The organism is Massilia sp. MS-15 (genome assembly GCF_020176695.1).
Classification (GTDB): Bacteria; Pseudomonadota; Gammaproteobacteria; order Burkholderiales; family Burkholderiaceae_D; genus Telluria; species Telluria hydrophila.
Genome location: NZ_JAIWIA010000031.1, coordinates 40,586 through 51,722 on the forward strand (window position 1 = coordinate 40,586; position 11,137 = coordinate 51,722).

9 protein-coding genes are annotated in these 11,137 nt (G+C 65.9%); 5 read left to right on the forward strand and 4 right to left on the reverse strand.

Annotation, left to right across the window (positions count from 1 at the left end; all coding sequences use genetic code 11):
* Positions 1-10 precede the first annotated feature (10 nt).
* Positions 11-2,791 carry a pitrilysin family protein gene (locus LCI23_RS13325; RefSeq protein ID WP_224946939.1) on the forward strand — a complete coding sequence of 927 codons (2,781 nt, stop codon included), beginning with the start codon at positions 11-13 and terminating at the stop codon, positions 2,789-2,791.
* A gap of 53 nt (positions 2,792-2,844) precedes the next feature.
* Here LCI23_RS13325 and LCI23_RS13330 read toward each other — a convergent pair whose 3' ends face one another.
* Positions 2,845-3,912, reverse strand: coding sequence for a serine hydrolase (locus LCI23_RS13330; protein ID WP_224946940.1), 1,068 nt, complete (start codon positions 3,910-3,912; stop codon positions 2,845-2,847).
* A gap of 88 nt (positions 3,913-4,000) precedes the next feature.
* Between LCI23_RS13330 and LCI23_RS13335 the strand changes: the two genes are divergently transcribed.
* Positions 4,001-4,591 carry an isochorismatase family protein gene (locus LCI23_RS13335; RefSeq protein WP_224946941.1) on the forward strand — a complete coding sequence of 197 codons (591 nt, stop codon included), beginning with the start codon at positions 4,001-4,003 and terminating at the stop codon, positions 4,589-4,591.
* Positions 4,592-4,605: 14 nt separating this feature from the next.
* Here LCI23_RS13335 and LCI23_RS13340 read toward each other — a convergent pair whose 3' ends face one another.
* Positions 4,606-5,592 carry an LLM class flavin-dependent oxidoreductase gene (locus LCI23_RS13340; RefSeq protein ID WP_224946942.1) on the reverse strand — a complete coding sequence of 329 codons (987 nt, stop codon included), beginning with the start codon at positions 5,590-5,592 and terminating at the stop codon, positions 4,606-4,608.
* A 131-nt stretch (positions 5,593-5,723) separates the two neighbouring features.
* On the opposite strand from LCI23_RS13340, the gene LCI23_RS13345 reads away from it, so the two are divergent.
* Both LCI23_RS13345 and LCI23_RS13350 read left to right on the forward strand, forming a co-directional pair.
* Positions 5,724-6,959, forward strand: a complete 1,236-nt coding sequence (locus tag LCI23_RS13345; RefSeq protein ID WP_224946945.1) for a serine hydrolase — start codon at positions 5,724-5,726, stop codon at positions 6,957-6,959.
* A gap of 138 nt (positions 6,960-7,097) precedes the next feature.
* Positions 7,098-7,700: a hypothetical protein gene (locus LCI23_RS13350; protein ID WP_224946943.1), complete on the forward strand. Its 603-nt coding sequence runs from the start codon at positions 7,098-7,100 to the stop codon at positions 7,698-7,700.
* A 54-nt stretch (positions 7,701-7,754) separates the two neighbouring features.
* On the opposite strand, the gene LCI23_RS20595 is transcribed toward LCI23_RS13350, so the two are convergent.
* Positions 7,755-9,383, reverse strand: a complete 1,629-nt coding sequence (locus LCI23_RS20595; protein WP_268824749.1) for a methyl-accepting chemotaxis protein — start codon at positions 9,381-9,383, stop codon at positions 7,755-7,757.
* Positions 9,384-9,574: 191 nt separating this feature from the next.
* Positions 9,575-10,228, reverse strand: coding sequence for a choice-of-anchor J family PEP-CTERM protein (locus LCI23_RS13365; protein WP_224946944.1), 654 nt, complete (start codon positions 10,226-10,228; stop codon positions 9,575-9,577).
* Positions 10,229-10,438: 210 nt separating this feature from the next.
* Here LCI23_RS13365 and LCI23_RS13370 point away from each other — a divergent pair, with 210 nt between their 5' ends.
* The gene (locus LCI23_RS13370) at positions 10,439-10,984 is read left to right on the forward strand and encodes a DUF2058 domain-containing protein (RefSeq protein WP_224946946.1); all 546 of its coding nucleotides are present in this window, start codon (positions 10,439-10,441) and stop codon (positions 10,982-10,984) included.
* Positions 10,985-11,137: the final 153 nt, after the last annotated feature.

The following is an 11,137-nucleotide window of genomic DNA, read 5'->3' on the forward strand; positions in this document are numbered from 1 at the left end:
TGGAGGCAGCATGGCAGTATCCGTTCGTCGTACTCTCCAGATGGCCGTAGCGCTCGCGCTCGCCACTGGCGTATCCGCCGCAAGCGCGGCCCCGGCCAAGTCTTCGGCCAGCACACCCGACATCCCCATCCCTGACGTCAAGTACACCAAGTTCACCCTGAAGAACGGGCTGACGGTGCTGGTCCACGAAGACCACAAGACGCCGGTGGTGGCGATCAACACCTGGTACCACGTCGGGTCCAAGAACGAAAAGCCGGGCAAGACCGGCTTCGCCCACCTGTTCGAACACCTGATGTTCGGCGGCAGCGACAACTTCAAGAAGACCTACCTGAGCGCGATGCAGAGCGTCGGTGCGACCAACCTGAACGGCACCACCAACCAGGACCGCACCAACTACTTCCAGAACGTGCCGACCTCGATGCTGGACTATGCGCTGTTCGCGGAAAGCGACCGCATGGGCCACCTGCTCGGCACCGTCGACAAGAAGACGCTCGACCTGCAGCGCGGTGTCGTGCAGAACGAAAAGCGCCAGGGCGAGAACCAGCCCTACGGCAAGGTCTATGAGCAACTGCTCGCCAACTCCTACCCGGTCGGCCACCCGTATTCCTGGACCGTGATCGGCAAGATGGAAGACCTGGACGCCGCCTCGATGACCGACGTGCAGGAGTGGTTCAAGAAGAACTACGGCCCGAACAACACCGTGCTGGTGCTGTCCGGCGACATCACCCCGGAACTGGCGCGCCAGAAGGTCGAGCAGTACTACGGCCACATTCCTCCGGGTCCGCCGCTGGTCAAGCATGAAGCCTGGATCGCCAAGCGCACCGGCACCCGCCGCGTCACCATGCAAGAGCCCGTGCCGCAATCGCGCATCTACCGCACCTGGAACGTGCCGGGCGTGAATACCCCGGAAGAAGCGCTGCTCGAGCTGGGCGGCCAGGTGCTGGGCGGCGGCAAGACCTCGCGCCTGTACAAGCGTCTGGTGTACAAGGACCAGATCGCCACCAGCGCCGTCGGCGGCAACAACGGTTCGGAAATCGGCGGCCTGTTCAGCATGATGCTGACCGCGCGTCCGGGCGCAGACGTCGCCAAGATGGAGCGCATCGCCGACGAAGAGCTGAAAGCCCTGTTGAAGAACGGCCCGACCGAGGAAGAACTGCGCCTGGCCAAGACCACGATCCTGGCCCAGTACACCCGCATGATGGAACGCGTGGGCGGCTTTGGCGGCAAGAGCGACCTGCTGGCCGCGTGCCAGACCTACACCGGCAATCCGGACTGCTACAAGGGCTACCTGCAGCGCGTCAAGGACGCCACGCCGGCGTCCGTGAGGAAGGCCATGAACGACTGGCTGAGCGACGGTGACCTGGTCGTGCAGGTCGATCCGTTCCCGACCGGCCTGCTTGCTTCCAAGCCGGGCGTGGACCGCAGCAAGGAGCCGGCACTCGGCAAGCCGATGGCCCTGAAGCTTCCGGAAATGCAGAAGACCACGCTGTCGAACGGCCTGAAGGTCGTGCTGGCCGAGCGCCATGAAGCGCCGGTGGTCAACTTCCAGCTGCTGGTCGACAGCGGCTACGCCTCGGACGCGAACGACAAGCCGGGCGTGGCCAGCCTCGCCATGCGCATGCTGGAAGAAGGCACCAAGACCCGCAAGTCGCTGGAAATCGGCGAAGCCTTCGAAGGCATGGGCGCCCAGTTCGGCGCCAGCGCCAACCTGGACAGCGGCATCGTGTACATGAACGCCCTGAAGGCCACGCTGCCACAGGCGCTGAACCTGTACTCGGACCTGATCCTGAACCCGTCCTTCCCGCAGAACGAGTTCGAGCGCCTGCAGAAGGACCGCCTGGCCGCGATCGCCCGCGAGAAGACCGTGCCGGAGTCGCTCGCCGCGCGCATCGTGCCGAGCATCCTGTACGGCCAAAACCATCCTTACGCCAAGCCATTCACCGGCACCGGCACCGAGGAAGCGGTCAAGCGCATGACCCGCGACGACCTGGCGAAGTACCACGCCACCTGGTTCAAGCCGAACAACGCCACCCTGCTGGTGGTGGGCGACACCACCCTGGCCGAAGTCAAGCCGATGCTGGAGAAGGCCTTCGCGTCCTGGCGTGCCGGCGAGGTGCCGAAGAAGGTCCTGACCAAGGTCGCCGCGCCGGAGAAGAGCGTGGTCTACCTGGTCGACCGTCCGGGCGCGCCGCAGAGCGTGATCGTGGGCGCCCAGCTGTCCACGCCGCGCAACGATCCGGATGCGCTGCCGCTGGAAATCGTCAACGACGTCTTTGGTGGCACCTTCAATTCGCGCATCAACATGAACCTGCGCGAAAACAAGCACTGGTCGTACGGCGTGCGCAGCAACCTGCAAGCGGCCCTGGGCCAGCGTCCGTTCATGAGCGTTTCGCCGGTGCAGACCGACAAGACCCGTGAATCGCTGCAGGAACTGGTGCGCGAGTACCGCGATATCGTGAGCGGCAAGCCGATCACGGCGGAAGAGCTGAAGGGCGCGGTCGACAACAGGACGCTGGGCCTGCCGGGCGGCTTCGAAACGGCCGGCCAGCTGACCAGTGCCTACACCAACATCGTGCAGTACGGCCTGCCGGACGACTACTACAACACCTATACGCAGAAGGCGACTTCCTTGAGCCCGGCGCAGGCCAATGCGCTGGCGGCCCGCAGCTTCACGCCGGACCGCCTGGTGTGGGTCGTGATCGGCGACATGAGCAAGGTGGAAGCGGGCATCCGTGCGCTGAACATCGGCGAAGTCCGCAAGATCGACGCCGACGGCAAGCCTGTGCAGTAAGCGCGAAGCGCGGCTAGATGGCGCTTGTAGGATGGGCGGCTTGACCGCCCATCCTACATGTCGTCAAACAGGGCCAGCGCGATCTTCGCCTGCTCCGCCTGCTGCATGTCGGTATTGTTCAGCAGGACCACGGCCCGCCCGTCGGCCGGATCGTAGGCGAGCAGCGTCTTGTAGCCGCCAATGGCGCCCGCTTCCCAGGCCAGGGAGCGGGCGCCTTGTTTCGTGGCGAGGGTTTTGACCTTGCCGCCCAGCGCATAGTCTTCCTGCGCCACCACCACGGTGGACAGCGCCTTGCGCGCGCCTTCCGACAGCAGCGGCGTGCGATAGACGGCGTCGGCGATCTTCACCAGGTCGGCGGCCGTGCTGTACAGGGTACCGCTGGCGGCCACCATCGGCGGCACCGCCGGGATCTTGCGCTGGCCGCTGGCGCTGTAGGCCACCGCCATGCCCACTTCGTCCTCGTAGCCGGTGGCGGCGAAGCTGGTGTCGCGCACGCCCGTGGGGGCCAGCACCAGTTCTTCCACGGTCTCCGTAAACGGTTCCCTGCGCGCACGCTCGACGACGGCCGCCACCAGGATCCAGTTCGTGTATGAATACTCCCACTGCTCGCCGGGCCGCGCGACCGGGGCGCCCGCGCCGAAGCGCAGGGCGGCTTCGACCGGCCCGATCTCGAGCTTCTCGACCGCCCGGTCCTTTTTCAGGGCTTCGGCCAGGCCATTCGGGATGCCGCTGCGGTTCGACATCAGCTGGCGCAGCGTCACCGCGCCATTCGCGGCCGGCAGCTCCGGCAGGTGGCGCGCGATCGGCGCGTCGAGCGCGAGCGTGCCCATGTCGGCCAGGCGCAGTACGGTGACGGCGGTGATCCACTTCGTGATCGAGCCGACCAGGAAGCGGGTGTCCCTGGTGATCGGCTGGTTTTCCTCGCGCAGGGCCTGGCCGCGGGCCTGGACCACGAGCGTCGAGCGCGCATCCTGGCGCACGGCGGCGACGCCGCTGAAGTCGGCGGGCAGCTGGCGTTCGATCAGCGGGACGGTGCCGAGCCGGGCCAGGGCGGCGCAACCGGACAGCAGGGAGCCGGAAGCGGCGAGCGAGGAAAGACGGATGAACTGGCGACGATGCATGCTTGCTCCAGGAAGAATCGGTCGGGGCATTGTAGCGGTGTGCGCCGAAGATGGCGCGAATCGTCAATACTGCGCGCAGGAGGACACCATGAACGAACCATCCCTGGACCTGGCGCGCACGGCCCTGGTCCTGATCGACCTGCAGAACAGTAACGTCCAGCGCGAACTCGCGCCCTACAGCGCCGAGCAAACGGTCGGCAACTGCGTGCTGCTGGCGCAGGAAATGCGCACCCGCGGTGCGATGATCGTGTACGTGCGGGTGCTGGTGGGCGAGCTGCCGGCGCCGCTGGCCGACGCGCCGATGCGTTCGCCGGGCGCGGCCGCGCCAGCCTACGATGCGTCGGAACTGAGCGCCATGGCCGACGTGGAGGCGACCGACATCGTGGTCGTCAAGCGCCAGTGGGGCGCCTTCTATGGCACCGAGCTGGACCAGCTGCTGCGCCGGCGCCGCATCGATACCCTGGTGCTGGGCGGCATCGCCACGAATTTCGGCGTCGAGTCGACCGCGCGCGCGGCCTTCGACCGCAATTACCGGCTGGTGTTCGCGGAAGACGCGATGAGCAGCTTCGATGCCGAGGCGCACCGCTTCGCCGTCAGCAAGATTTTCCCGCGCATGGGCAGGGTGCGCTCGACGCGCGCCCTGATCGACATGCTGCAGGCGGGCACCGGCGATGCCTGAGCCGCCGCGGCGGGTCAGCCCTTGCGATTGATCTCGGCCGTGATCTCGTAGGCGCGCAGGCGCGCCGCGTGGTCGAATACCTGCGAGGTGATCATCAGCTCGTCCGGGCGGGTACGCGCGATGAAGCTGCGCAGCTGGCTTTCCACCGTCGCCGGGGAACCGATCGCGGTGCAGGACAGCACGCTGTCGAGCATCATGCGCTCGGCCGTGCCCAGGCGTTCCAGGTAGCCCGGCACCGGCGGCTGCAGCCTGGTCGGCTGGCCGGCGCGCAGGTTGACGAAGGCCTGCTGCATCGAGCTGGCCAGCAGCTGCGCTTCTTCATCGGTGTCGGCCGCGAACACGTTATAGCCGAGCATGACGTAGGGCTTGTCGAGCTGCTTCGACGGCCGGAAGGTCGAGCGGTAGATGTCGATCGCCTGCAGCATCATCTGTGGCGCGAAGTGCGAGGCGAAGGCATACGGCAGGCCGAGCGCCGCCGCCAGCTGGGCGCCGAACAGGCTCGAGCCGAGGATCCAGACCGGCACATCCAGGCCCGCGCCCGGCACCGCGCGTACCGGGCGGCGCGGCGCATCGGCGAAATAATCGAGCAGCTCGACCACGTCCTGCGGGAATGCGTCGGCGCTTGATTCCAGGTTGCGGCGCAGCGCGCGCGCGGTGGTATGGTCGGAACCGGGCGCCCGGCCAAGGCCGAGGTCGATACGTCCCGGGAACAGGGAAGCCAGGGTGCCGAACTGCTCGGCAATGACGAGCGGAGCGTGGTTGGGCAGCATGATGCCGCCGGCGCCGACCCGGATCGTCGAGGTGCCGGCCGCTACATGCCCGATCAGGACCGCGGTCGCGGCGCTGGCGATGCCGGGCATGCCGTGGTGTTCGGCCAGCCAGAAACGCTGGTAGCCCCAGCGCTCGCCATGCCGGGCGAGGTCGAGTGAACGTTGGAAAGAGGTTGCCGCGTCGCTGCCTTCGGTGATGGGCGCGAGGTCGAGTATCGAGAATGGGATCATCCGTGCATGATACGCCGATGCGTTTTTTCACGTGTTCCGCAGGTGAGAAATTGCCGTGCTGTAAAGATTGACCCATGGCGGAGCCGTCCTTATGATCAGTGCATACGCCAGCGACGATCTTCTTCTTGCCCATGTCCCGATTCCCGACCCCGCCGCGCCGCCGGAGAGCCCTGCTCACCACACTCTGCCTGACGCTGCTGGCCGCCGGCTGCGCCCGCCTGCCGGTGGGTAGCACGGCAAGCCTGGATGCGGTGCGGCTGGCGGAAATCGACCGCGCCATCCTTGACGACATCGCCGCCAGCCGCCTGCCCGGCGCCGTGTTCCACCTGGAACGCGCGGGGGTGGTGTACGAACAGGCGTACGGGCGCTTCACGCATGAGGAGGGCGCCGGGGCGGTCGGGCTGGACACGGTATTCGATGTCGCCTCGCTGTCGAAAGTGCTGGTGACGGCGCCCGCGGTGCTGATGCTGGCCGAGGAGGGTAAGCTCGACCTGGAAGCGCCGCTGGCGCGCTATTTCCCCGAATGCGCCAACGGCGGCAAGGACGCGATCACCCTGCGCCACCTGCTGACCCATTCGTCCGGCCTGTCGGCGGGCCTGCCGGCCACTCCGGCCTGGGAAGGCAGGCAGGCCGCCCACCAGCTGGCCTGTGGCCAGGCCGTGACGCATGCGCCGGGAAGCCTGTTCCGCTACTCCGACATCAACTACATCCTGCTGGGCCGGCTCGTCGAGCAGGCCTCCGGCCAGCCGCTCGAGCGCTTCGCCCAGGAGCGCATCTTCGGGCCGCTCGGCATGCGGGACAGCAGCTATCGTCCGCTGGAACGGATGGCGGCCGCGCGCATCGCGCCGACCCAGCGCGGCAGGGAAGGGAGCGATGCGGCCCTGCATGGCGACCTGGCGCCCGGCCAGCTGCTGGCCGGTGTGGTGCACGACCCGACCGTGCGCCGCATGGGGGGCGTGGGCGGCTCCGCCGGCGTGTTCTCGACCGTGCGCGACGTGGCCCGCTTCGGCCGCATGCTGCTCGCGGGCGGTGAACTCGAAGGCAGACGCATATTGAGCCGGGACAGCATTCGCCTGCTCACGCGTGCGCAGTCACCGCCTGGCCTGGCCTTGCGTGCGATGGGCATGGACATCGATTCGCCCTATGCCCAGCGCCCGCGCGGAACCCTGTACCCGGTCGGCTCCTATGGCCATACCGGCTTTACCGGTTGCATCCTGTGGGTCGATCCGCGCTCGGGAAGTTTCTATGTCTTCCTGTCGAACCGCGTCTATCCGGACGACAAGAGCAACGTGCTGGCGCTGTACACCAGGCTGGGCACGCTGTCGGCACAGGCGGCGGGATCCGGCGCTGCGCCGGCGCCGCGCTAGCACGCGCCACCGATTTTCCGGAAGGCTACCGTGCGCCTTCCTCGAAAACCCCTCTCTACACTCGGAGCCCTAATCAATATCAATATCTTGTTGATATTGTTGAGCATTCAGCCCCGAAGACAAATTGAGGAGATCGACATGAAACTGAACAAGCTACTGAAAGGCCTGCTGGGCGTATCCGTTGCCGCTGCCATGTTCGGCGCCACCACCGTGCATGCACAATCGACCGGCACCGCCGGCCAGTCGGGCAGCACCGCCAGCACCGGCACCAGCACCAGCACCAGCACCAGCGGCCAGAGCGGCAGCATGAATGACCAGAGCAGCGGCAGCTCGTCGGCTGGCGCCACCGACAGCTGGCAGAAGAAGCACGACAAGAAGCACAAGAAGCATTCGGGCAGCAGCATGAGCGGCTCCAGCCAGAGCGGTTCCAGCGCATCGGGCATGAGCGGATCGAGCGGCATGAGCGGCTCGAGCGGTGCGATGGGCACCGGCAGCTCGGGTGTGGAAGCCGGCCGCACCAGCACCGGCCGCTCGAGCGAGCCGGAAACCCGTAGCTCGACCAGCGGCTCGTCGGGTTCGAGCGGTTCGACCGGTAGCAGCAACTGGGAATCCAGCGGCTCGTCGGGTGCGAGCGGCTCGATGGGCACCGGCACCAGTGGCAGCATGGGTACCGGCACCACCGGCACCACTGGCACCACCGGCACCACCGGCACCACCGGCACCACCGGCCGCGGCTACTGATCCACCCGCGTTCCCCGCTTCACCGAAGCGGTTCCAGCGCGGCCCAGGGCCGATTTACGCGGCCAGGGCCGGCCTGGCCTGCCCGATGCGTTGCGGCAGGCCGGCATCCTTGACCGGCGCGCCCAGGGCCTCGCTGCCGCCGAGTTTGAAACTGCCCACCAGCTGCTGCAGGACTTCGGCCTGTTCGCGCAGCGCGTCGGACGCGGCCGCCGCTTCCTCGACCAGCGCGGCATTTTCCTGTGTAACCTGGTCCATCTGCGCGACCGCCCCGTTGATCTGTTCGATCCCGAGCGTCTGTTCGCCGCTGGCTGCGGCAATTTCCGCCATGATGGCGGACACGCCGGCGATGCCGGCCACGATTTCCTCCATGGTGCTGCCAGCCTGAGACACCAGGCGGCTGCCTTGCTCGACCTTGCCGGCCGAGTCCGCGATCAGTCCTTTGATCTCCTTGGCGGCCGTGGCCGAGCGCTGGGCCAGCGCGCGCACTTCCGACGCCACCACCGCGAAGCCGCGGCCCTGTTCGCCGGCGCGCGCCGCTTCCACTGCGGCGTTCAGCGCCAGGATATTGGTCTGGAAGGCGATGCCGTCGATGACGCCGACGATCTCGCCGATCTTTTGCGAAGCGCTGCTGATGTCGAACATGGTGCGCACCACGTCGGCCACCGTGTCGCCGCCGCGTGCCGCGCTGTCGGACGCCGCGCGTGCCAGTGCGTTGGCCTGCTGCGCGTTGTCCGCGTTCTGGCGTACGGTCGCCGTGATTTCTTCCATCGACGACGCGGTTTCCTCCAGCGAACTGGCCTGCTGCTCGGTGCGGGCCGACAGTTCCAGGTTGCCGCCCGAGATCTGGTGCGAGGCGGACGCGATGGTGTCGGTGCCGCGCCGCACTTCGCCCACGATGTCGCGCAGGCTGTCGCGCATGTCGCGCAGGGCGCCGATCAGCTGCCCGGTTTCGTTGCGCGCGTCCACCTCGATCCTTCCACCGAGGTCGCCGCGCGCCACGGTCTGTGCGATGCCGAGCGCGCGCTGCAGCGGCGCCGCGATGGCGCGCGTGATCAGCCAGGCGAAGGCCAGGCCAGCGAGGACCGCGGCGGCGCTCAGCGCCAACTGCAGCCGGCGGCTGAAGACGACGTAGGCGTCGATCTCCTCGCCCTGGGCAGCCACGGCGCGCTGCTGGTAGGCGACCATGGCCTCCAGGCTGCCGACATAGGCTTTTATCCTTGGCATCATCTCGGCCTCGAAGAAGCGCGCCGCCGATTCCTGCTGCCCTTCCTTTTTCTGGCGGAAAGCCTCGGCGCGGGCCTTGCGGTAGGCTTCGCGGCTGGCCACGATTTGCGCGAACAGGCGCTGCCCTTCGGGGTCGCTTGCCACCGCTTCCTGCACCTGGCGTTGCAGTTCATTGGCGCGCTCCGAGGATTTGGCGACGGCGTCCAGGAAGAATTTTTCGGCGTCCGGGTCGCTGAGCTTGGCCACCGCGATCGTGCGCGCCGCGTTGACCTCGATGACCGATTTCCATTCCTGCAGCAGGTTGGATTTGCGGATGCCTTCGCGGGTGAGCGCATGCGTCATTTCATTGACGCTGTGCATGGTGGAAAGGGTGATACCTGTCAGTACCAGCATCAGTACCAGCACGGTGCCGAAGCCGAGTGTCAACAGGCTGCGGAGCTTCATCTGTTCAAGCTTCATGGGCATACTCGTCAATAAGAAAAGTGGCGATGCGCCTTGCCGCTTGTGGCCGGCAGGCAGATTCATATTGACGAGTATGGTGTTTCCTTACGGCATGTCCATACTTTGGCGCTTTATGCGTGATAAATACAACGTTATGTTAATTCCCGGTCAATGAACCATCCCGTTTCAGGCAAGGATGTATGCACGATTCAGTACCGGCGGCGTGCCAGCGGCAGGCCCGCCAGGCCAAGTCCCATGATCAGCAGGGTGGCGGGTTCAGGGATGGCGCCGGCATCCGGTATCTCGATCCGCAGCGTGTCGAGGGCAACGATGTTGGCGGTATCGTAGGGACCGAAGTGGCGAAATCCCAGCCGGGCCATGGCGCCCGGGCCCTGCGCGCCGAGGGTGATGGTGAACGCGGTCCAGTCGTCGGTCGGCACGATGATCGTCTGGACCAGGATGAAATCCTCGAGCTCGGTGCCGCTGCCATTGGTGAAGCCGAAGCTGAGCAGGTCGAAAAAATCCTCGAACTGCTCGCCACGCAGGTAGAAGGTCGCGCTTGCGCCATGCGCAACCGAGAATGCCGGCGTGAACAGGCGGTCGTCCACGAAACTGCCTTCCGGGACGAGCTCGAACGACGAGGCGATATACGCGTCGGAAGGGGCGGTATGGGCTTCGAAGATCGCGGCCAGGCCCTGGGTCCATCCCGACGATGCCCCGTTCGGGATGCTGCGGGTCTGGAACAGCCATCCCTGGCCAGCCAGCGCCTCGACCTTCTCGAAATTTTCCTCGACCACGACCGCCGCCTGCGCCGTCGATATCGCCGCTGCAAACGCCAGGGCCAGTATCAGCTTCTTCATCATGCAGTGCCTCCTTGTCGCAATTCATTGGATAGAGAGCAACCAGCAGGAACTGTGCCATGCCTGCAAGGTATTGATTTAACAAATAAAGCGGATGCAGGAAAAGTGGCCGTGGGTCTCCATGTAAAGGATCCTGACAGGGAAACGGTTTGCTATGCTAGCGGCTTCGCGCCGGCCGGCGCCGTGCCGGCCAGCCTTTGCAAGGAGTACGAGATGGTGTCGCTGCAGGAGCAGTTGCTGAAAGCCGGCCTGGTGGACAAGAAAAAGGTCCAGAAGGTCAACCAGGACAAAAGCAAGCAGAAGAAAATCGAGCGCCGCACCGGCGCCGAATCGGTCAATGAATCGCGCGAGGCCGCGCTGGAGATGCAGCGCCAGAATGCCGAGCGGGCACGCGAACTGAACGCGCAGCGCGACGCGGCCGCCGCCCAGAAGGCGGTCAGGGCGCAGATCGCCCAGTTGGTGCAGCAGAACCGCCAGCCGCGCGCGAAGAGCGGCAAAGGCGATATTGCCTACAACTTCACCCATGGCAGCAAGATCGAGCGCATCTATGTATCCGAACAGGTGCAGCAGCACCTGGTGGCGGGCCGGCTGGTGATCGTCTTCCTGAACGGGAACTACGAATTGGTGCCCAAGGTCATCGGCGAAAAGATTGCCGAGCGCGATCCGGCCAGCGTCATCCAGGTCAAGCAGACCACGACGCAAGTCGATGCCGACGATCCCTATGCCGACTTCAAGATTCCAGACGATTTCACTTGGTGATATGTAGCGGGTTTGAACTGCGATCTTTGACGATTTTGAGTTAAACTCGTTCCGTCCCGTTGATGCAATGGGTAAATCTTTTAAAGGGCAGTTCAATGTCGGCTCATATCCGTGAAAACATGAGTGAACAACGGGACGCGCAACGCGAGGTGA